Source organism: Proteiniphilum sp. (assembly GCF_034927365.1).
Classification (GTDB): Bacteria; Bacteroidota; Bacteroidia; order Bacteroidales; family Dysgonomonadaceae; genus Proteiniphilum.
Genome location: NZ_JAYFQD010000007.1, coordinates 328765 through 352922 on the forward strand (window position 1 = coordinate 328765; position 24158 = coordinate 352922).

Sequence of the window (24158 nt, forward strand, 5' to 3'; positions counted from 1 at the left end):
TCTTCTCAATGCGTAACCTTTTAAATTTTAGTAAATACCGATAAAGTATTGATCGGCTCCGGTACCTGTGATACTTGCCCCTTTGGTTCCATCTTTGCTCTCTGACTTCACGTCAAATATATAAACGTGTCCGTCTTTGCCTACCGGCGAAAGTGCGATATAGAGCTTGCCATTGCGTACCGGTGCATTCTGATATTGTGTGAGCCACAGATCATCCGGCACATTCAGGTCGACAACCGTACCTTTGTTGAAATCCATACGAGCAAATTTCCACATAGCAGAATAGGTTGGCTCTCCACTAGGATTAACACCCATCTGTATCTTATCTGCAGTCAAATCTTCATAAGGAATATATCCGATACCGTTACCGGCATAGAACCAACCGTTACTACTGGACTCTTTTCCTAATTTTGTGCTCAGGTTATAATCAAACATTTCATCGTATTGACCGTTTTTGATCTTCACGATATGTACTTCGTTCTTTTTTGTATCAGGGTTTACACCACTGACCATCTGAAGGATTTCTCCTGCTTCGTTCACATGCTGGGTAGGGGTACGGTAACCGTTAGTAGCACCTTTTACCTTGTCGGTATAGATAACAGATGTTTTACTTAAATCGTTGTAGTCTATTATCAGGGTGAATGTCTTGTCGGTAGCTGTATTTTTTCCTGTCTCCGGATTGAATTTGCTTACGGCTGCCCCATAATACAATTTACCACCGGAGAGTACCGGACAATCGATACGGGTAATATTATATCCCTGCGCTGCCAGCTCTTCACCCATATCTACAATAATGTTATTGTTGTATCCGGATTTAAGCTGCATTGTTTTCAGATCAAGAATCCCGATACTTGCCACCATTTTATGTCCTAAATATTTACTCTTGGTATCGGCGGGATTTTCATATTGTGCCGTTGCACTGATATAATGCACCGAAGCGATATCTTCATTGATTTTTGTGAAACGTACCGCTTTTGCTCCTAACGGAATAGAAGTATCTATGGTATTAACTTTCGAATAATTATCACCTCCGTGATAGGTCAATTTTTCGATGGTTCCTACCGTATAATTCAGACTGTAAATTGTAGAACCATCTTTTGATGCGAATATACGTGCCGTACGTGACGACTCTAATTCCCATCCTACGTTAGGACTGATAGTCCCTTGGGTTAAGTCCTCCACTCCCTGTACCAATGTTCCGGAAATGGACTCCGATCCATTGGCAAAAGCAATATGAAAATCGTATTCAATTGTATTTCCATTATCATCAGGACCTGCGTCATTTTTTTCACATGAAACGAACAGCGCCAATACCATAGTACAGGCTGCCAATGTTGATTTGAATGTTAAGTATTTCATTGTTGTTTATTAAAAATTTGAATAAAGTGATTATATAACTCTAAAAAATAAAGTACGTTATTTTTGCATAAAGCGCTTTACCAGGCTTTTGCAAGCCGAAATTGTCAAAAACCTGCTGATCCAGTACATTTTTTGCATCAAGACTAAAAACCCACTTACTTTCCGGGAAAGTATGGGTAATTCCAAAATCTACGGGATATTGTTCCGGAATATAATCCTGATTTTTGCTGCCCACATTCGACCAATTCCGGTAGAAACCATTTACGTAATTGATATTGCCATACACCGAAGTTTTGGAACCGTGTTGCAGAATATTACGGAAGAAATAAGCAGCTTGCCCGTTAAATTTGAATGACGGTTCATTCTTTATCTGCATCCGGTAGAAATTGTATGGATCCCCCTTCTGGTCGTATTTTGTATTGAACAGCACATCGAACTTGGAGATATTAAACCGGAAATCTACTTTCTCGGCATAATTATAGGCAAACTCGGCATCAACACCCCTTGTAAACACACTTTCCAGATTTTCTGCGTAGGTAAAACTGTAATGTCCGTTGAGTGTCGCCCTGATCATATCTCTCGTATCCCTCAGATAAACTGATGAGTTGAAGTTGAAAGAGTGTACCCTGTTGACCTTGAAACCATAATTAAATCCCAGATTGGCATTAAGGCTACTCTCGGGTTTTAGTGTGAGCGCGGCAAGCGAATTGTCGGAGCCGTTTCCAAACAATTCATTGGCACTGGGCAGGCGCAAGGCTTTTTCCATCGAAGCCAGTAAATATAAATCGGGCGTCAGTGCAAACGAGAAGGTCGCACCATAGCCGTTATGATCGATTTCCCTCCGGAATTGATCCAGTATATATTCGTTATTCTGCAGTTTGGGCTCGTTGGATACCACAGTCTGGAAGTAATGCTTATAAAACAGGTTGGTTCTTAATCTGCCTGAGAACGCTATATTCTCGTAGGTGAAAGCAACCGTATTCTTTTGCAAATCACGTGTATTTGCCAACGCTTGCAGTGCCGCCGGCTGGAATTCGTCTGACACTTTCCTCCGGAAGTCATTGAACATATAATTGGCAAAAAAACCGTGATTCTCATTGATATGATAACTCAGGCTACCCCGCACCATAGTGGCGTAATCCTTGTCAATCGCGGCGGTCTTGCGACCTCCTGCTTCTGCACCCACTTCCCCTGCATACAGGTAGTATATGTATTCACCATCTTTCATGATCGGTCCACGCCAGTCGTGCTGAATACCCACCGTATCAATTGTCTGACGATGCAGGAAGGAATAACTCGCATCGATCCTGAGCGACAGTCCGTCAATCAGAAAATCTTTTTTACTGTAATCGAATGTAAAGACATCAGACTTGCGACGACTATGCCGATTCCCATATACCACCTGCATGGTAGCTCCATTTTGAATTTCGTTGTAGGATTGCGACAGGACAACTCCCAAGAGGAACTGATCCGCCCACTTCACATCTGTGAAACCAATATTGAACTTACCACCAAACGACTGGTAACCATCGTGAAAACGGGTCACTTTTTCGCCCCTGGAATCTATCTTATGCCATGTATCCGTATCGGTAAAAGTGATATCCTTCCCCCATACTTTGTAACTGTTGTCGCTGTAATTGTAAAATGCAGAAGCATCGACCGTGAAACCGTTATTCCACCGGTAACTTCCTGCCGCATTCCATTGATGCGTATTGAATGAACCTGCAGAATAGGATGTGGTCAGGGATTTTTTTCTTCTTTGCTTCAGAATAATATTGATCGCTCCTCCCAAAGCATCCTCGGAGAGATAGCCTGGAACAACACCTTTATAGACCTCTATCCTCTCGATCAGGGCGGATGGTATACTACTCAGGGAGAAAGAGGGTCCGTAATTGGATGCGGGGACTCCGTCGATAAAGATCTTGATGGAATTCCCCGATAACCCGTTGATATTGTAGTTCACCCTCGATCCCATGCCTCCATCCTGACGAATGCGCACACCTGCCGTACGGTCGAGAATTTCGTTCACCTGCACGGATTGCAAGGCTATTGTCTGCGTTTCAATCACATTCACCGCAAATCCTTTCTTCTCCATCGCATCGGCCATGCTACCCGTGACAACCACATCGGCCAACATCACCGGATTTTCATTCAGTATCACATCGGGAATTGTATTCGTACCACCATTCTTCACACTGATTCGCAGGAGTGCGCTTTCGTAGTTCAGATGTGAAAAAGTAAGTTCATACTCTCCGGCCGGCAGATCCAACCGAAAAACACCCTTGTCATCCGTCATCACACCGGAAGCGATCTCCTTCACATACACCTGCACCATCTCGATCGGTTCACCATTCGATGAACGTACCACGCCGGAAACAGGGAGGTCCGCACCGAATGCCAATACAATCAAACCTCCTACCAGGAAAAAAAAGGACAGAACTATGATTCTTATATTCATTACAACGATATACCTTAAACAACAGCATGCATTCATTTCCTTAAAATCTCCATCAACATGCTTATATAATATGGGTATTATGGAGAAGGGGTAAATGCCGACTTATTCAGCTACAAAGGTATAGGTAGGTTTTATTCCCCGCAATAGCCATTTTTGAGTATTCACACATCGATTTTATCCTGTCAGATTACCATTAGTAGGTATTTTTTCTATCTATTAAAGATAAAATCAGATAAAATTTAATTATAAATAGCGATTGTACATAACCGATTACACATGTATTTTTGTACCTTGTAAAACGATGTCATATCAAGAATAGAAACTTATTAAAAATGTATATAATGAAAATCTTACAAATTACAATTTTCGCCCTTGTGATCGCATTGATTACCCCTTCCTGCAATGGAAAAAAAAGTACAAATGCTGAAGAGTCTGCTGCCGGAACAGAAAAAGCAGATTCAGTAAGTCATAACCAGCAAAACAGGAGAAGAGGCCCCGATTACAACGCACTCAAGCAGGAACTCGGTCTATCGGCGGAACAGGAAAAGCAGTTCGACGAAGTAATTGAGAAATACCGTCTGATCGGAGAAGCAAACCGCGCATCCTATACAGGAGCAGACGGTAAAGTAGACAGGGTCGCCATGTTCGAAAAAATGGATGAAGTACGTAAACAGCAATCTGCAGAAGTGGCCACATTCCTGAACACGGACCAGACCAGGCGATACGAGGAATTTATAGAAAAGAACAGTCGCAAACGTCCCGGATATTCCGAAGAGATAGTAACCCGGATAAAGACAGAACTGAAACTGGATGAGTCGCAGGCACAAATGCTCGAAGCAGCCAACAAAGCATTTGAAAAATCATTCCACGATGCACACGATTTCTATCATGGTAATTCTGAACTGGCCGCAGAGTATTGGAAAAAATATGATGACGAAAGGAAGAATGTCCTCAAACAGGTTTTCACAGAAGCACAATATGAGCAATACCTGGAAATCGTAAAAGATATTACTTCGCCCGGTAAAAAATAAGCCTTATATCCCACTATGCGGTTGGTTAGATCGTTATTCCGAAAAAAAGGAAGAAAAGAGTCCCTGCTAAGATATGTTATGTCGTTATCACATCTTTGGCTGGGACTCCTCTCTACCATTGTGATATTCATCATCTGCCTTGCAGGGAGCATCTATGCCTTCCGTTCTCCTTTCAAGGATTTCACGAACAGGCAACTGATCAATGCTTCCATTCCTACACAGGGAGACTTGCTTGGTATAGATGAGATAGAAGTCATTTTTCAGGCCAAAGATCTTGAAATCCGGTCAATCGTTATTCCTGCAAGCAAAAGAAAGAACCTTATCATAAGCTATACCGACAAAAATACCCATTCGGCAGGTACGGGTTACTTCAATCCTTACACATGCGAGGAAATAAAAGGCACCTATGACCACAGTTCGGACCGATTCTTCCAGACTATGCTGAGCCTGCATCGCAACCTCTCCTTGGGAGAGAGAGGGAAACAAATCGTAGGTGCTTCCGTGCTGATATTTATTTTTATGCTTATCTCAGGGTTGGTTCTATGGTGGCCAAGGTCGTGGAAATGGAGGACACTCAGGACCTCCCTCCTTGTAAGATGGAAAGCCAAACCATTTCAGGTAATCCTCGGCTTGCACAAGATTTTCGGGTTCTATGCATTGTTAATACTTCTATTGATGGCTATCACCGGATTATACATAACCTATCCATGGATGAAAAATGCCATTATCGTAACCCTCGGAGGAGAGTCCATCCTGAAAAAAGAGACACCTGCCAATAATGAAGTTTCCGATTCTTTCGCTGCCCTCCTTCAGGAAATGCTGGAAAAAGAAGCAGAAAAGACAGATACGGTAAGTATGGGGATATTTCCTCTTGAGAAAGTGCAGAAGATGGCGGATGAGTATCTTAATTATCACGCCACTACCACAATTGTGATGCCTGACGAAACTACCCCCAGGTATACCGTAAGGAAGATCAATACGAATAATCTCCTCGGGGCAAAGGTGAATGATGTTGTTACTTTCGATAAGAAGGGAGAAATGCGCTCTTTGGACCGATTCAGGGACAAGCCTCTCCATCGGCAATTTATTGAAATATCGCTACCTCTTCACACAGGTGAAATTATCGGTCTGCCCGGAATTATTTTGTATTCCCTCATATCGCTTATTGGCTGCTCCCTGCCGATAACCGGTTTTATCATCTGGTGGAAGAAAGCAGGGAAGTCACATTAATATGGAGTGATAAAGAACCTATGCTCGTTTTATATATTCCGCTCAAATTCCAGGGTATATATAAAACTATCCGCACGATAGTAACCGACATTCCATTCTAACGCGCGTCCACCGGGATCATACACAAAACGTTTCCGCTTAAGGATAGGGTCTCCTACTTTCACGTCAAGTTTATCGGCTAAAAACTTGTCCGCCGCCAAAGCGCTTATCTCCTCCTTCGAAGTCTTGGCGATAGAATTACATTCCTTTTCCAATATGTCGTACAAAGGGCGGGAAAAGTCTTCGTTCCCGGTAAGCCCTACCCTCGGGCTGAAATAGGAGCGGAAAAAGACAAACGGATATTCAGGATTACCCCTCAAACGATCCAGTTTCAATATCTTCGTGTTCTCTTTCAGGTCGAAAAAAGCACAGACATCACTGGGTGGCCTTTCCCAGTTTATATGTAACTCATAATTAGTCGGCGTTATTCCCTGGGCCTTCATCTCCTGTGAAAAACTAAGCCAGTTTTTTGCCTTTGAACTAATGGATGTCTTCTCCACAACTGTTCCAATTCCCTTTTTCCTGCTTAGCAGTCCTTCGAAAACCAATTTGTTGATCGCCTGACGCAAGGTGTTCCTGGATACACCCAACTGCTTGGCCAAATCCACTTCATTGGGTAATTTCTTTCCATTCTTATATTCCGGCTGTGTGATTATAATTCTTAACTGCTCCTCTATTTGTGCATACAATGGGACAGGACTGTCGTAATCTATGGATATCTTCATGCTAATGAATCATATTTTGATGCCGTTATTATCTATGTACAGAACAATCATAATTTTCAGCAAATATACATGATAAATCTTGGATATCGCATACTGCATAATTAAATTTTATTTGTGATAGAGAATAGAATATCAGCCTTATTAATATTATTTAACCTCCTATTTTTTAAAATTGATTTCTTTTTCCTTGCCTGTGAAAAAAGATATTTATTTCTTTGCATTATGTATATATGACTATACATATAAACATATATACTTATTATAATTTAAAACTATCATGAGTAGATATTACATAGGCATTGATGTAGGAGGATCTCATATCTCTTCATCGCTGATAAAATGTGGAAACGGGGATGTAAAGGGCAATACTGTTTATAAGGAGAATATAAATCCTGAGGCTTCAGCAAGCCAGATAATAAACAGTTGGGATTCATTTATAGCCGGAGTGGTCGATAAACATGGCGAAGAGAATATATCCGGTATAGGGATAGCTATGCCGGGGCCTTTTGACTATGAGAAAGGGATATCGAAGATTGCCGGAGTGGGAAAATATGAGGCTTTATTCGGATTGAACGTCAAACAGTGCATAAAGCGTGTATTCAAGAATGCCGCTACCCCTGTTTCGTTCATCAACGATGCCGCAGCCTACGCTTTGGGAGAATATTATGGGGGAGCCCTACGCGGATCCAAACGATCAATATTTGTATCACTGGGTACAGGATTCGGTTCTGCCTTCCTGATAGACGGCATCCCTCAGACCTGTGGTGAAGGAGTTCCTGAAAATGGTTTTTTATACAATTGGCCTTTGGACAACGGCATTGCGGATGATAAATTATCTACCCGCTGGTTTATCCAGGAGTGGCTGAAAGAGACGGGGACGAGGGCAGAGGGTGTGAAAGAACTGGCTGAAAAAGCACGGGAAGGGAATCAGGCAGCTTTGGATATATTTGATCGTTTCACCGCAAATTTGGCACAGGTATTGGGTTACTGGAGTGAGCGGTTCAATGCCGATACAGTTGTCATTGGTGGAAATATCAGCAAAGCTTCCGATATTTTTCTGGACAGGCTTATCGCTCAAATAGGAAGTGAAGTATGCATAAAAACAAACGAGCTGTGGGAAAATGCGCCGGTAGTGGGAGCCGCTATGCACCTTTATCAAATCGATAACCAAACTACCCATAGCGAGAAAAGAAAGACCACGCAGCCACTTATTCCCGAAAAGGCTCCCCATACAACACCGGGGAAATACAATATCTACCCCGGTTTTCCGCTCGGAAACGGAAAGATAAAAGCAGGAAACGAAGAGCTGGCAAAATGGATCATACAACACAAAACAGTAGTCATAGAGGGCTATGTGGGAGTTTTGTGGGAAAACCTGATGGCAAGCATAGATCAGGAGTTGGTAAAGATGGGTAAAAAAGCCTTGTGGTTTCATGTAGATGCAGCCCTTCACCCACCTGTTATAATCGAAGGGATGCTCGAACCCTTCCTTGGCGGTGATGATCCGGTTTTCGGGAAAATTACTGACAGGCAGTTATCCGACTGGTATGATAATGAAAAACTGAAGAGTATAAAACCTGATCCCAATGCCGACATAAACATCGTAGTGGGTTGTGGCGCTTCCCTCTGCGGATGGCAGGCACCGCTGATATATGTGGATCTACCGAAAAATGAACTGCAATTCCGGATGAGAGCGGAATGCATAACGAATCTCGGAGTTGAAGAACCGATGGATTCAAAACAGATGTATAAACGGTTCTATTTTATCGACTGGCGGGTTCTGAATGACCATAAAAGGAAATTATTGCCGCAGATAGACCTGATTGTGGACGAACAACGGATCGATCACTATCTCTTTATGTCGGGAGATGAATTGAGAGAAGGATTAGATGCAATGGGGCGGAACTATTTCAGGCCGCGGCCCTGGTTCGAGCCGGGTGTATGGGGTGGCACATGGATGAAACAGCATTTCGAAGGATTGAAGGATGTGGCTGATAATCTGGCATGGTCCTTTGAACTGATGGTCCTGGAGAATGGATTATTGTTCGAGAGTGATGAACGGTTACTGGAGGTATCTTTTGATTTCCTGATGTATAACAATCACCGGGAGGTATTGGGAGATGCTGCAGCACGGTTTCAGTATGACTTCCCTATCCGGTTTGATTTCCTGGACACTTTCGACGGAGGCAATCTATCGGTACAGTGCCATCCCGACAATGCCTATATCAAAGAACATTTCGGGATGCCGTTCACTCAGGACGAAACCTATTATATAATGGATCGGAAAGAGGATGCAATGGTGTATCTTGGTTTCCGTGAAGGAGTGGACAAGGAGGAGTTCTATAATGATCTTGTACGCAGCCAGCGTGAAGCGGTGGAAATAGACATACCGCACTACGTCCAGGTATTTCCGGCAGAAAAGCATAAGCTATATCTTATACCCAACGGGACCATACATGCTTCGGGAAAGAATAATCTGGTACTGGAGATCAGCAGTGCTCCTTATATTTTTACTTTCAAGATGTACGACTGGATGCGGCTTGATATGGATGGAAAGCCCCGTCCGATCAATATTAGACATGGTATGAATAATGTCCGTTTTGATCGTCAGGGCGATATGGTATCGGAAGAGTTGATATGCCATCCTTACATACTGGAGAAAACGGATTCCTATACATTAGAACACCTCCCTACGCACAGGGAACATTTTTATGATGTCCACCGCTATTCGTTCGAAGATGAAATTTGTATAGAAACACAAGATAAATGTCATGTATGGATGCTGGTTGAAGGTTGTTCTGTTACATTGAAAACAGAAGATGGGATGGAACGTGATTTCAACTATGCGGAAACTTTTGTGGTACCGGCAGCTGCCAAGCGCTACACGCTTGTCAATAAAGGGAACAAACCGGCTGTGATGGTAAAATCTTTTGTAAAATGATTTATAGACGTATAATTACTAATCAGTTACCTAATTTTTAAACTACCTAAATTTATTGTATGAACAAGAAACGATTAAGAAAAGTCTCCATTGCTGAGAAACAGCCATGCTGGAGAATAATCATGTTACTGTTCTTCCTTGGTCTGTTGTATCCCGGACTATTGAATGCAGGAGAGACTCCACAGCAATCCGTTAAACGGCAAATAACGGGCAAAGTGATCGATATTCACGGTGAGCCCCTTCCGGGTGCAACCATTACTATTGACGGAACAACCAGTGGAGTTCTGACAGACATGGACGGGACCTTCAAACTGGATGTTACTGAAAAAGATCTGCTTGTAGTTTCTTTTATAGGCATGGATAGTCAGACAATCCCTGTAGCCGGAAAAACAACCATCACAATAGTAATGCAGGAAAAGGTGAGTGAACTGGACGAAGTGACAGTAGTGGCTTTCGCCAAGCAGAAGAAGGAAAGCGTGATCAGTTCAGTATCCACGATCAGGCCATCTGAACTGAAAACCCCGAGCAGCAACCTCACCACTGCCCTGGGGGGCCGGATCGCCGGTATTGTTTCCTATCAGAGGAGCGGTGAACCGGGGCTCGATAATGCAGAGTTCTTTATTCGAGGGGTAACCACATTCGGCTACAAGAAAGACCCGCTGATCCTGATTGATAACGTGGAGCTCTCTTCAACCGACCTGGCCCGCCTACAGGTCGATGACATTGCCACCTTCTCCATCATGAAGGATGCGAGCGCCACAGCCCTTTATGGAGCACGGGGTGCCAATGGTGTGATCCTAGTCACCACCAAAGAAGGGAGGGAAGGGAAAGTACAGTTTAATGTCCGTGCAGAGAATTCCTTTTCCATGGCTACGAAGAAAATAGATATCGTAGATCCCGTCTCCTATATGATATTACACAACGAGGCGAAACTGACAAGAGGAAATCCCCGGCGCGAATATTCCAACCAACAGATCGATGCTACCAAAAGGGGAACCAATCCATATGTCTATCCGGCTGTAAACTGGTATGATGAACTGTTCAAAGATGTAACTTCCAACCAGCGGGTCAATTTAAACCTCAACGGAGGTGGTAAAGTGGCGCGTTACTATGTGGCAGGAAGCGCTACCAAAGACCGTGGGGTATTGAAGGTAGACCCGAAAAACAATTACAACAACAATATCGATCTGCAGAGGATACAGATCCGTGCCAATACGAACCTCAACCTGACCAGTACCACCGAATTGAACGTGAAGGTGAGCGGAACATTTGAGGATTATACGGGACCCATCTATTCGGGAACACAGGTTTATAATATGGTAATGGCTGCAAACCCGGTCAAGTTTCCCAAATACTACGAACCTACACCCGAATTTTCGTACGCGAAACACTCGTTATTCGGGAACTCCGGAGGTGAAGGTGAATATCTCAATCCCTATGCCGAGATGGTGAGAGGATATAAAGACTATTCGCAATCGGTAATGATAGCACAGGTGGAATTTAAGCAAAAACTGGATTTTATTACCCAGGGACTGGCGGTGAGAGGTATGGGAAGTACTACAAGGGATGCCTATTTCGATATAGTGAGGAGTTACCAGCCCTTTTATTATTCTGTAGGCTATTATGACAGGTATCAGGATAAATATTCATTGACGAACCTGAATCCGGAGACCGGCACTGATTTTCTTTCTACCAAAGCCACCGATCCCAATCAAAAACGGATCAGCACCTCCTTCTATTTCGAGGGAGTAGCAGACTATAACAGGACTTTTGCCGAAAAACATGCCGTATCGGGACTGTTGGTAGGCACCATGAGGGAGTCCCTGCATTCGGCAGGAACCGACGATCTGCAGGCAACCCTGGCCCACCGTAATATGGGTCTCTCCGGTCGTGCCACCTATGCTTTTGATTCCAGGTATTTCTTCGAGTTCAACTTCGGATACAATGGTTCAGAGAGGTTTTCCAAGAATGAACGCTTCGGGTTCTTTCCCTCTGTAGGAGTGGGATGGCTGGCTTCCAACGAGAGTTTCTGGAATGAAGAATTGAAGAAAAATATCAGTAAGTTAAAACTGAAAGCTACCTATGGATTGGTGGGGAATGATGCCATCGGGGACCAGAACGACCGTTTCTTCTACTTATCCAAAGTAAATCTGGTGAATCCGGATAAGCAACCGATATCTTTTGGACAGGATTTCGAATATAAGCCGGCCGGGGTTTCCATTTCCCGGTATGCCAACGAAAATATTACCTGGGAGACTTCCGCAAAACTGAACCTGGGTATAGAAATCGGGCTGTTCAATGTAATCGATATCCAGGCTGATTATTTTACCGAGGAACGGAAAAATATTTTAATGGACCGATCCTCCATACCCTCTACCATGGGTTTACAGGCTCCTCTGCGAGCCAATGTGGGGGAAGCCTCTTCTTCCGGATATGAAATTTCGATCGACGGGAACCATAGTTTCAACAAAGATTTCTGGGTCACCGGCAGGGCCAACTTTGTCTATACCACCAATCAATTCAAGGTGTATGATGAACCGAAGTATCCTTATCCCTGGCTATCATGGGTAGGATTGAACATGAGCCAGGCCACCGGTCTTATCGCGGAACGATTATTTATTGATGAAGCCGATATTGCCAATTCACCTTTACAAACTTTCGGCGATTACCTGCCGGGTGATATCAAATACATGGATGTAAATGATGATGGCATTATCGATAGTCAGGACAATGTACCGATAGGTTATCCTACAATACCAAAAATCATGTATGGATTTGGATTGTCTACAGGATACAAGGATTTCGACTTTTCTTTCTTCTTCCAGGGATCCGGTCAATCAGCATTTTTTATTGATCCTGTCAGGACAGGTCCCTTCCTGGATGTCAATAACGTAGTAGCCGGAAAAAAACAAAATAACGCGATGTTGCAAGCCTGGGCCGACAGCTACTGGTCGGAGGAGAACAGGAACATATATGCTTTATGGCCCCGTCTTTCAGAGACAATACAATCCAACAACACACAACGGAGCACCTGGTATATGAGAGACGGTTCATTTCTGCGACTCAAATCGGCCGAATTTGGTTATACACTTCCCAAAGAGTTATCCAGGAAGATGAATATTGCCTCCTTACGAATCTATCTGAGTGGAATAAATCTATTGACATTCAGCAAATTCAAAATGTGGGATGTGGAAATGGGTGGAAACGGATTAGGATATCCTGTACAGAAAGTGTATAATATAGGATTGAATCTCAGTTTTTAATAGGTAACGAATGTGAATAGAAAAAAATAATTTGATCATATGAAATCATCGAAATTTACTATAATTGCAATCGGAATATGGATATTGTCCCTTTCCTCTTGCAGTGATTATCTGGATATCATACCCGACGATGTGCCTACAATGGATCTGGCTTTTTCCAACAGACAAAATGCAGAACGGTTTCTGGCTACCTGCTATTCCTATATTCCTCCCCATGGAAATGTATGGAGAAATCCGGCCTTATCTACAGGGGACGAGGTATGGAACTGTGCCGAGGTAACCTATTACTACTCCAACACCACAAGTTTCAGGATTGCGAAAGGATTACAGAATACAAACAGTCCTTACCTGAATTACTGGAGCGGGAGCAATGACGGGACAAACCTGTTTGTAGCCATACGCGATTGTAATATCTTTCTTGAAAATATCGAAAAGGTACCCGATCTCTTGTCTTCCGAACGGGACCGGTGGATCGCAGAGGTGAAGGTGCTCAAAGCTTTCTATCATTACTTCCTGATGCAGTTATACGGACCCATCCCCATTATCCGGGAGAATATCCCGGTATCGGCATCTGTGGAAGATGTAAAAGTGATACGTGAACCGGTAGATGAAGTGGTAAAATATATCGTGGAGTTGATCGATGAAGCCACGGCAGACAAAGAGCTCATTGATCCGGCGCTTCCCCTGGCGATAAAAGCGTATGCCACGGAGATGGGACGCCTCACCCTTCCTGCCGCCTTGGCCATAAAAGCCAAAGTATTGACGCTTGCAGCCAGTCCGCTTTTCAATGGAAATCCCGACTTTAAAGATTACGTGAACAAGGAGGGAGTGAATTACATCGCTTCCGAAGAAGATCCTACGAAATGGGAGGCAGCACGTGACGCCCTTAAAGAAGCGATTGATGTGGCTCACACGGCAGGACATGAGTTGTATGAGTTTGACGACCGGTTGACAGGCCTGCAAGAGGCTGTTTCCGATACTACCCTGCTCGAGCTGACACTCCGTAATACCATCACATCCAGATTCTCGAAAGAGTTGATCTGGGGACTGGGCAATAACGATGTAACAACCCTGCAAGGCATCGTGAACGCACCTCTTACCGCCTATCACCAAGGCCAGAAGATCCCATGGGTGAAATCAATGCATAACCCCACCTTGAATGTGGTAGAGCAGTTCTATACCCAGCATGGCGTACCGATCAACGAAGACAAAACCTATCATTATGATGACCGCTATAAGGTGATGGATGTGCCGGAAAATCATGATTACTACCTGATCAAGGATTTCAAGACTGCCTATCTCAACTTCTACAGGGAACCGCGTTACTATGCCTATCTGGGATTTGACGGGGGAAAGTGGTTCAATATGGAGGCTGCCAGTGACAAAAAAGCATTTGAAATCCATAATAAGGCAGGACAAATCGCAGGCAGGGCGCTGGATAACTACAGTATCACTGGATACTTCGCCAAAAAGCTGGTCAGTTATAAACTGATCATGAGGCAAGGACAGGATACGGGGAATACAATCAGTTATGCCTTTCCGATCATCCGTTTAGCGGATCTTTACCTGCTTTATGCCGAGGCATTGAATGAATGTAAATCAGTGCCGGACAATGAGGTATATGAATATATACAGAAAGTGCGCGACAAAGCGGGTTTGGACAAAGAGACCGGAGGTCTGGTGGAGACATGGGTGGAATATTCCAATAATCCGACCAAACCGACCACAAAATCAGGCATGCGGGAGATTATCCGACGGGAGAGACTGATTGAATTGTCCTTCGAAGGACAACGCTTCTACGACTTACGGCGTTGGCGACTGGCCATGCAATATCTCAATCAGCCCATCCGGGGCTGGAACGTAAGCCAGAAAGATGAGTTGGGCTACTACCAGGTGAACTACATTGCCACAAGGAGGTTCTTACTGAAAGATTACTTCTGGCCTATCAGCAATGCAGATCTGTACAAAAATGATAAATTAGTACAAAGTCCCCAATGGGATTAACCTATAACAACGATAGAAATGAAACATATATATATAGTATTATTTTGCCTATCTTTCCTTTTTTCATGCAACGGTGATTTCGAACATGAACCGATAGGGGGAAAAGGAGGTTCCGCACCCGATCCGGTAAAGGAGGTGCGTGTATTACGCAATACACCGGGAGGCGCGGTGCTGGCTTACGAATTGCCTGAAAATGTGGACATACAATATGTCAGGGCAGAATTTACCACTTCAACGGGAAAATTAAGGGATGTAAAAGTATCGTCCTATATTGACACACTGTCTATTAGCGGACTGGGCGACACATCCCCGAGAACGGTCAGGTTATATACCGTCAACCGCAAGGAGATCGCCTCCCAGCCGGTTGAAGTAACCATCAATCCTCTGGCTCCTCCGATTGAGCGAATCAGAAATTCGATGGAGTATTCGGTCGATTTCGGAGGCTTTCTTCTTCAATTCAAAGACAATGATGTAAAAGAGGAAGTGAGCATCTACGTGCTGAAACAGACGGAAGGCCAGGGCGAGATGGTAGAACACCAGATACTTTATACCTCCCAGCAAAGCGATACATTGACAGTGAGGGGTCTTCCCGACGAAGAGAACAGGTTTGGTATTTATGTGCGTGACAGGTGGGATAACATCTCCGATACACTCTTCTTCACCCTGACCCCATGGCGTGAAGATTACCTGGACAAGAAGCTGTTCAAATACATTTATATTGCCGGAGATGAGACATGGAATCATTATAGTGGGAACCCTACCCGTAATGCGTTCGATGATGTGGTGGGAAATACCAACTTCATACATACCGCCTTTCCGGTTGAATTTCCCCATAGATATACGATTGACCTGGGTGTGGATGCAAAACTCAGCCGCTTCCTGTTATGGCAACGTCCCGGAGCTGACGTGTTGTATCAACATGGAGCACCCAAGCACTACCGGGTGTATGGCCGTGCCACCGACCCGGGCACCGGCAATGCAAATGATCCGCTGGAGGGGTGGATACTTTTGAAAGAGTGTCGTTCGTTCAAACCTTCCGGTTTGCCTCTCGGCCAGAACTCCGCCGAAGACGAAGCTTTTGCCGCGGCAGGAGAAGAATTTGTCTTCCCTCGTGATATACCGACAGTAAGGTACGTGCGATTCGAAATGCTTGAGTCATGGTCCGGCATGCTATGTTCCGTTGTGAGCGAACTGGCATTTTACGGCGAAGTGAAAGAATAACTTTAACTGGATAAATCGTATGAGAAAATTAATAATATTGTCAGTTTTTATCGTTATGTTGTATAATTGTAGCGACATAAACGATACGCACCAGGATTTCCTGGACAGGGGCGAACGGATATACGTGGGCAGAGCGGATACGCTGGTCGTATTGGGCGGCTACGAACGTGCCAGAATTCAGGGTATGATGTATTATGCCAACAGTGCCGAGAAATGTATCATCAGATGGACCACAGAGGGAAAGAAAGACTCCGTGGTGGTGCAGGCTGCCGAATGGAAAGCCAATAACGATACCTTATCGGTCCTGATAGAAGGATTGACCGAGGGTACCCAACGGTTCTTCGTGCAAACCTATGACAAGGAGGGTAACAAATCCCTCAATCTCGAGTGTAGCGGCACAATATACGGAGAACAATATATCCTCAGTGCTACCCCAAAATTCATCACCCAGATGAAACCATTACCGGAAGGCATGCAGTTAACCTGGAGTATGTCGGAAGAAGCAGTAGGCGTGGAGGTAAAGCATGAAACCAACGGGGGTGAGACCTATACAAAAGTAGATGCAAAAGCCGCTACTACCTTATTACCCGATTGGAAGTTGTCCGGTGAGATACAAACCCGGACCATCTTCCTTCCCGAAGGGGCGATTGACACCCTTTATGCTGCGTGGAGTGCTCCCCTTGAATTTCCCGATTTCGTAGAGTTCTCCGTGGACAAGACCAGGATCAAGCATGTACCCTGGGGACAATATGCCACTACGGGATATGATGGGGCATATACGGGCGTCTTTGATGGTATTTTCCGTGGCGGCGGCAACCAGTTCCACAGTGGAGACAGAGCCGGCGTACCCCAACACCTGATGTTCGACCTGAATGTGGTTACGAACCTTACCCGATTCGAGACTTACGCGCGCGATGACTCTTATCATAACTGGAATCCTAAAAAAATCCAGATATGGGGCATTGAAGTGCTGAATGAAAGTTCGGAGGTGAAGTTATCGAGTATGGACCCAGGATGGGAAGATGAAGCAAGGGCAAAAGGGTGGAAATTACTGACAGAAAATACATGTAATGACCCGATCAGTAACAAGCTGACCATTACCAATCCGCAAAAGGTCAGGTATATCATTCTCAGGACGACCGAGGTATACGGACCTCCTTCATCCGGCAGCGGAGCATACGTTATCCTGCGGGAAGTGACCCTCTTTGCGGATAGCATTCTCCCGGCCGAATAAGACATAATTATTTCCCATATCCTCCGGCGTATTCACTATGCCGGAGGATAGTAAAATGCTACATGAAGATGAATAGGAAGATTTTTTTATTGTGTTTTTCACTGTTCCTTTTATCAATCCCTTTGGTAAAAGGACAATCCCACACTTTTACCCCGGTATGGGAAATAGGTAAAAAAGATAATAGTGCAGGAGAATTCGCACTTTACCAGGAACCTTACTCTTCCTATTCCCGGAAATTCGGGGAAGGGGTGGCCATATTTAAAATAGGGGAAAGCAAGGAAAAAGAGATACCTTATTTCATTCCCGGCAGTGATGATGCCTGGGCCGGCAATATACAGGGAAAGCTGGTCGTCCGGTTCGGGATCGATCAATTCCGGTCCGATGCCACGCTGAAACTAAGGATCCACTTTGTGGAGACACATCCCATGTCAAGCCCTTTGCTCGCCATATCAATGAATGATTTTACGGTTGAGAAAAAAACACCGTCAGGCGATAACAGGGATTTTCTGGATACCAAGAAGACCAACTCAGAAAATCTATCGGTGGAAGTGGAACTGCCCGTACGCAACCTGAAGAAAGGGGATAATGTCATTATTATTGAGAACAGGAAGGGAAGCTGGCTGGCTTTCGACAACATCGAATTTTTATCGGATAAGCCGATAACCATGGGCAAATCAACCCATACAATTGATTTTTTTAATGTGCATGTTGTGCCTGCATTGAAATATGGAAAAGATGGGAAGTTGATGAATCCGGTAAAGGTACAGGTTGCCAACTGGAGCGATGAAACAATACATGCAGAGGTAAAAGCGGACAACATCACCCAGGCTATTGCTGTGAATCCCGGTATCCAGTCGATAGAGATACTTCTCCCGGAAGCGACAACCGACAAGAACACCGATCTCCGGCTGATTTACAACTCATCGGTTATTGGAAGGAAGAGGGTGAAACTCTCTCCCATAAAGAAATGGATGGTCTACCTGATACAACACACCCATACAGATATCGGGTATACAAGACCGCAGACCGAAATACTCCGTGAGCATATAAGATACATCGACTACGCCATCGAGTACTGTGAGCTGACCGAGAACCTGCCTGACGATGCGAAATTCAGGTGGACCTGCGAGGCTTCCTGGACAGTGAACGAATACCTGAAGAACAGGCCGAAGGCACAGATTGAGAAATTAAAAAAGTATATCGACAACGGGCAGATCGAGATCACAGGTATGTTTTTCAACATGGCTGAGATTGTGGATGAAAACTCATTCAAGACATTCCTTCAGCCCCTCGCCCTGTTTAAGAAGAATGATATCCCGGTCTATACAGCCATGCAGAACGATGTGAACGGGATAGCATGGTGTCTTGCCGATTATTTCCCCGACCTGGGAGTGAAGTATCTCTGGATGGGAGAACATGGACATCGCGCATTGATACCGTTTGACAAACCGACCGTATTCAGATGGGAATCTCCCTCCGGCAAGCAGATGGTTGCCTTCCGTTCCGATCATTATCATACCGGTAATTTCTTAGGCATAGATAACGGGAATGTCACTTCCCTGGAACCCCGACTCTTCAATTACCTGGCTAATCTCGACAAGAAGGAGTATCCTTTCGACGCCATTGCGATCCAGTTCTCCGGTTATAATACCGACAACTCACCTCCCTCCTTCAGCAGCAGCCAATTGGTGGAAGAGTGGAACAAAACCTACGCATTTCCCAAATTAAGGAATGGATTGCCGCATGAGTTCATGGATTATGTGGTTTCCCATGATAAGGAAAAAATAGAGAGTTATCGTGCTGCCTACCCCGACTGGTGGACCGACGGATTCGGGTCTGCGGCAAGGGAGACAGGTGCTTCCAGGACATCACATGCCGACATGGTCACCATCGAAAGCCTGTTATCGATGGCTGCCGTCAAAGGAGAGACTATTCCCGCCCATATCAGTGATGACATCTCCCACATCCATGAGAATTTGCTTTTTTACGACGAACATACCTTCGGTGCGGCAGAGAGCCTGCGTGATCCTTTGGCGGAGAACAGCCAGACGCAGTGGAGCCAGAAATCATCATTTGTATGGGAAGGGTTGAAAAGGGCACAACTACTCTATGAGACAGCCGGTGGGCTTCTGCAGGGAGAATTGAAGAGAGGAGACCATCCGACAATCACCTTCTTTAATCCCAACGCCCAGCGTCGTTCTAATCTGGTGATCACGTATATCGATTTCGAGGTCATACCGCAAGACAAGGTTTTCAGCATCAGGGACGCCGAGGGACACAGTCTGAAGGTACAACAACTCCACTCCCGCAGGGAGGGCAGATTTTACGCAATCGAAGCGGAAGATATTCCTGCCATGGGATATAAAACCTTCGATATAATTATCGAAGATAAAGTTTTACCTCCCTCCCGCCAGACTCTTCTCTCCGACAATGTCATTGAGAATAAGTATTATCGTCTTACCTTGAATCCTGTGACGGGCGGTATCCGGAGCCTGATCGACAAGGAACTGGATATAGAGTTGGTAGACGAGGAGTCGCCGTGGGATATGGGTGCATTTATCTATGAGAAGCTCGGCAACCGGCACCAGATGGAACAATACAGGACCAATGAATATGAACGGATCGGTTTGTCGGAAGTGCAACTGCTCCCGGGAGCCAACGGCGATATCTACCAAAGCGTATATGTCCGCGGAAAAGCGCCCGGGGTCGAAAATAGCTATGGTGTAAGAGTGGAGATAAAGCTATTCAACCATGAGAAAAGAATAGAGTTATCCTACGCTGTGAAGCGTCTGCCGGAATTGGATCCGACCGGCATATATGTAGCGTTCCCATTTAAGCTCAATGACTCCAAGCTGGCTTTTGATGTACAAGGCGGAGTGGTATATCCCGGGGAGAATCAACTCAAAGGAACCGCAAGCGACTGGAACACCGTACAAAATTTTGTCGCTGCAAGAAACAGCAAGATTCAGTTGATCATGGGGTCGGATGTGGTTCCGCTGGTACAGTTGGGCGATCTGCTGGACGGTCCCTTCCAATATGAAAAGAAGTATGACAAGCCCCATGTTTTTTCATGGGTAATGAACAACTACTGGGTTACCAATTTCCGCGCATCCCAGGAGGGTGAATTCAGATGGAATTATTGTATCACCTCCACCGAAGACCTCTCCAACAGCATTGCTATCGACTTCACAAGAAATAGCAGGATACCCCTTTACACCCGGGTCATGCCTGTGGGAAAAGAGAATAACAAACCCACGGAGTTTTCAGTATTCGAGATCGACCCACCCAACCTGTTGATGACATCCTGTAGCCCCTCCGGTGATCATGGCTTCCTGCTCCTCAATGTAAGGGAAACTGATGGTAAGGATACAGCACTTATCATCAGGGATAGAAGTGGCAAAACCTACGATTTCCAGGTGGTGAACGCCATTGAAGAACCTTTGTCGGATATTGTTGCATCCCATTCTTTCGCTCCTTTCGAGAATAAATTTATTAAAGTAAAATTGTCACGATGAAAAATGATCTTATACTCTATATTATTATTGGTTTCCTCTCTTGTCTACAAGGATGTGGAAAGAGTCAGGGATCGGGGGTAGTATGGCAAATTGGAGAAGAGGACAGCAGTGCTCAAGAATTTGCATTGTCATCCGGAGATTATGATGAGTTTCTGAATCGTGATTTCGGATGGGAAGACCGCTTCTTCCTGGTTGGAAAATCGGACCCGAAAGAAGATTTTCCCTATATCCTTCCAGGCCCTGACGATGCATGGGGTGGCACCAGCCATACCGCAGGTATCAGGACCCATGTCCTGAACATGCTCTTCAGAATGAAGTCGGCTCCCGATCATGGAGACTGGAAGTTGATCATCGATCTATTGGATACACATAAGGATCGCCCTCCTTACTTCAAAGTGACCGTGAACGGTAAATCATGGAAATATATTTTACCCAAGGGGGGAGGGGATGAGTCGCTCTCAGGCAATTACAGTAAATCCAGGAAGCATACCATCGAGATACCGCTGGATGCTGGTTTGATAAGAAAAGGAGGCAATGAAATAAACCTCACCAACCTTGAAGGGTCGTGGCTCATATTCGATGATATAAGGCTCGAAGGTCCTGCCAATGCAGTCCTCGATGAATCCACCGGAACGGCTTATGTAAGGAGTGTGGAAGCAGCAGACTATCAGATAGCAGAAACAGGAAGCCAGCCCCTTTTGGTGGATCTGGAACATCTCTCCGGAACACCGAAGGTAGAGGTGACTGTCGATGGCAATAAGATATTGGAACAGGTATTAGAGCAGGGACGATATGTGCTGGAAGCTCCGATGCCTGCTGCCTCTTCACGACAGGAAAGCAGGTATAGTGTAGCGATAGATGGCAAGGTTATTGAGAAGGGCAAGGTAACCCGTTCACCCCAAAGAGATATAACCGCAGCCGACTACATAGATACCCGTATGGGTACTGCCCATTCACGCTGGATGATAGCACCCGGCCCCTGGATGCCTTTCAGCATGGTGAAACTCAGTCCTGACAACCAGAATTCGGGATGGCAAGCCGGATATGACCCGAGTTTCGAAAGTATCGGCACCTTCAGCCACATCCATGAATGGACGATGGCAGGATTGGGGATAATGCCGGTAAACGGGCCGTTGAAAACAAACATAGGAGACCAGTCCATCTTCAAGAAAGATACATTGTCGTATCGTTCTTCCTTCGACAAACAGGGTGAAGAAGCAAAAGTAGGTTATTACAAAGCCAACCTGACCGATTACAATATCAAAGCCGAACTCACTTCCACCACCCGTTGCGGTTTTCAACGGTACAGCTACCCTTCAGGTACCGATTCACGCGTAATGATCGACCTGAAAATTCCTACAGAATACAATTACGACATATTGGAGGCAAAGATAGAGAGAGTAAGCGCCCGCCGGATTGAAGGTTACAGCAAGCAGCAATCCAAAGCAGTCTGGTCATCCGATGTCGATCAGGATTATACCCTCTATTTCGTGATAGAATTCGACCGGAATATCACTCATTTCGGGGGATGGGTCAATAGCGGGATCGTTCATGAAGAGGAAATATATGCCGGAAATCCGGAGAAAATAGGTTGTTTCGCAGAATTTGATACCCGACAAGACCAAATCGTCCAGGTACGTTCAGGAATCTCCTATGTAGATATGGAGGGAGCGTCAAAGAATCTTGAAGAAGAGATAAAGGAACCATTCAACTGGGACTTTGAAGCCGTCCGTGATAGTCACCGTCAGGCATGGAACGACATCCTTTCCCGCATATACATACAGAGTAACGACCAGAGGGAAAAGAAACGGTTCTATACCAATATGTACCGTTCATACTGCCGTAACATGTTCAGCGATATCGATGGGCGCTGGGTGGATGCTACCGAGAAGATACAGAAATTCGAAGACCCCGATGCAGTAGCATTAGGATGCGACGCCTTCTGGAATACATTCTGGAACCTGAACCAATTATGGAATCTGGCGACGCCGGAATGGTCGTCACGTTGGGTAAAATCCCAGTTGGGCATGTACGATGCCAACGGATGGTTGGCCAAAGGTCCTGCCGGGATGGAGTATATCCCGGTAATGGTTGCCGAGCATGAGATCCCGTTACTTGTGAGTGCCTGGCAGATGGGTATCCGGAACTTTGATATTGAAAAAGTGTTTGAAGCTGCCAGGAAAATGCAGACGACCTTACCTCAACGTGTAGGAAACGGTCTTGCCGGAAACCGGGATTTGGCTGCTTACCTGAAATACCAATATGTACCGGCCGACAAAGGGCGTTTTTCCAATTCGCTGGAATATGCATACGATGACTGGACAGTATCCCAATTGGCAAAGACCCTCGGCAAAGAAAAGGAGTATGAGATTTTTTCGGAGAGAGGCAGTTGGTGGCGGAATGCCATTGATCCGGAGACCGGTTTTGCCCGGATGCGTAACAGCAATGGAGAGTGGGAAAAAGATTTCGATCCCTTCAAATCGGGAGCAAACCACCATTACGTGGAAGGGAATGCGTGGCAATTGACATTCTTCGTTCCCCAGGATGTACCGGCATTGGCTAAAGCGATCGGCAAGGAGAAGTTCATAGACCGCCTGACATGGGGTTTTGAAGCCAGTGAGCCGTTGCGCTATAATGCACCGGGTGATCGGTATTGGGACTATCCCGTAGTACAGGGAAACCAGCAGTCCATGCACTTCGCCTTCCTGTTCAACTGGGTAGGACAACCGTGGCAGACGCAGAAATGGAGCCGCTCCATTATCGACCGTTATTATGGACATGAGCTGGCGAATGCCTATCTGGGCGACGAAGACCAGGGGCAGATGTCCGCATGGTTCATTATGGCTGCATTAGGACTATTTCAGACTGATGGAGGATGCCGCACCGAACCGGTGTATGAGATTGGGAGCCCCCTGTTTGAACGGACAGTGATCGACCTGGGAGGAAGATTTGGCAGGGGCAATCAATTCGAAATCATTGCCCACAATGCTTCCCGAATAAACAAATATGTCCAGTCGGCTACTCTGAACGGGAAAACACTCGATTCATTTCATTTCCCGGCAAAAGAACTGCTCAACGGAGGTAAATTGGAATTACAAATGGGATCTGCACCAAAAAAAGATTGGGGAATACAATAAC

Annotated in this window: 12 protein-coding genes; 9 read left to right on the plus strand and 3 right to left on the minus strand. The window is 45.2% G+C overall.

Going from position 1 to position 24158, the window contains the following annotated elements; all coding sequences use genetic code 11:
* Positions 1-27: 27 nt before the first annotated feature.
* A complete protein-coding gene (locus tag VB073_RS04905; protein WP_323403025.1) occupies positions 28-1359 on the minus strand; it encodes a hypothetical protein in 1332 nt (443 codons plus the stop codon).
* A 40-nt stretch (positions 1360-1399) separates the two neighbouring features.
* Positions 1400-3817: a TonB-dependent receptor gene (locus tag VB073_RS04910; RefSeq protein WP_323403026.1), complete on the minus strand. Its 2418-nt coding sequence runs from the start codon at positions 3815-3817 to the stop codon at positions 1400-1402.
* 341 nt (positions 3818-4158) lie between these two features.
* Between VB073_RS04910 and VB073_RS04915 the strand changes: the two genes are divergently transcribed.
* Positions 4159-4848 (plus strand): hypothetical protein, encoded by a 690-nt coding sequence (locus VB073_RS04915; protein WP_323403027.1) that lies wholly within the window; start codon positions 4159-4161, stop codon positions 4846-4848.
* Between the two features lie 78 nt (positions 4849-4926).
* On the plus strand, positions 4927-6078 hold the full coding sequence (locus tag VB073_RS04920) for a PepSY-associated TM helix domain-containing protein (RefSeq protein ID WP_323403028.1): 1152 nt from the start codon (positions 4927-4929) through the stop codon (positions 6076-6078).
* Positions 6079-6107: 29 nt separating this feature from the next.
* Here VB073_RS04920 and VB073_RS04925 read toward each other — a convergent pair whose 3' ends face one another.
* A complete protein-coding gene (locus VB073_RS04925; protein WP_323403190.1) occupies positions 6108-6836 on the minus strand; it encodes a GntR family transcriptional regulator in 729 nt (242 codons plus the stop codon).
* Positions 6837-7119: 283 nt separating this feature from the next.
* Between VB073_RS04925 and VB073_RS04930 the strand changes: the two genes are divergently transcribed.
* From VB073_RS04930 to VB073_RS04960, 7 genes are all read left to right on the plus strand, one after another.
* Positions 7120-9783, plus strand: coding sequence for an ROK family protein (locus tag VB073_RS04930; RefSeq protein WP_323403029.1), 2664 nt, complete (start codon positions 7120-7122; stop codon positions 9781-9783).
* 59 nt (positions 9784-9842) lie between these two features.
* Complete coding sequence (locus tag VB073_RS04935; RefSeq protein ID WP_323403030.1) at positions 9843-13046, plus strand: TonB-dependent receptor; 3204 nt, start codon at positions 9843-9845, stop codon at positions 13044-13046.
* Positions 13047-13085: 39 nt separating this feature from the next.
* Positions 13086-15050, plus strand: a complete 1965-nt coding sequence (locus VB073_RS04940) for a RagB/SusD family nutrient uptake outer membrane protein (protein ID WP_323403031.1) — start codon at positions 13086-13088, stop codon at positions 15048-15050.
* A gap of 18 nt (positions 15051-15068) precedes the next feature.
* The gene (locus tag VB073_RS04945; protein ID WP_323403032.1) at positions 15069-16271 is read left to right on the plus strand and encodes a DUF5000 domain-containing lipoprotein; all 1203 of its coding nucleotides are present in this window, start codon (positions 15069-15071) and stop codon (positions 16269-16271) included.
* A 19-nt stretch (positions 16272-16290) separates the two neighbouring features.
* Entirely contained in the window at positions 16291-17505 is a 1215-nt protein-coding gene (locus VB073_RS04950; RefSeq protein ID WP_323403033.1) for a DUF4998 domain-containing protein, read from the plus strand.
* A 68-nt stretch (positions 17506-17573) separates the two neighbouring features.
* Positions 17574-21020 (plus strand): polysaccharide lyase family protein, encoded by a 3447-nt coding sequence (locus VB073_RS04955; RefSeq protein WP_323403034.1) that lies wholly within the window; start codon positions 17574-17576, stop codon positions 21018-21020.
* Positions 21017-24157, plus strand: a complete 3141-nt coding sequence (locus VB073_RS04960) for a GH92 family glycosyl hydrolase (RefSeq protein ID WP_323403035.1) — start codon at positions 21017-21019, stop codon at positions 24155-24157. Before VB073_RS04955 ends, VB073_RS04960 begins: the two co-directional genes overlap by 4 nt.
* Position 24158 lies beyond the last annotated feature (1 nt).

Coding starts and splice junctions, on each gene's coding strand:
- VB073_RS04905 (WP_323403025.1), bottom strand. CDS start 1,359: ATGAAATACTTAACATTCAAATCAACATTGGCAGCCTGTACTATGGTA.
- VB073_RS04910 (WP_323403026.1), bottom strand. CDS start 3,817: ATGAATATAAGAATCATAGTTCTGTCCTTTTTTTTCCTGGTAGGAGGT.
- VB073_RS04915 (WP_323403027.1), top strand. CDS start 4,159: ATGAAAATCTTACAAATTACAATTTTCGCCCTTGTGATCGCATTGATT.
- VB073_RS04920 (WP_323403028.1), top strand. CDS start 4,927: ATGTCGTTATCACATCTTTGGCTGGGACTCCTCTCTACCATTGTGATA.
- VB073_RS04930 (WP_323403029.1), top strand. CDS start 7,120: ATGAGTAGATATTACATAGGCATTGATGTAGGAGGATCTCATATCTCT.
- VB073_RS04935 (WP_323403030.1), top strand. CDS start 9,843: ATGAACAAGAAACGATTAAGAAAAGTCTCCATTGCTGAGAAACAGCCA.
- VB073_RS04940 (WP_323403031.1), top strand. CDS start 13,086: ATGAAATCATCGAAATTTACTATAATTGCAATCGGAATATGGATATTG.
- VB073_RS04945 (WP_323403032.1), top strand. CDS start 15,069: ATGAAACATATATATATAGTATTATTTTGCCTATCTTTCCTTTTTTCA.
- VB073_RS04950 (WP_323403033.1), top strand. CDS start 16,291: ATGAGAAAATTAATAATATTGTCAGTTTTTATCGTTATGTTGTATAAT.
- VB073_RS04955 (WP_323403034.1), top strand. CDS start 17,574: ATGAATAGGAAGATTTTTTTATTGTGTTTTTCACTGTTCCTTTTATCA.
- VB073_RS04960 (WP_323403035.1), top strand. CDS start 21,017: ATGAAAAATGATCTTATACTCTATATTATTATTGGTTTCCTCTCTTGT.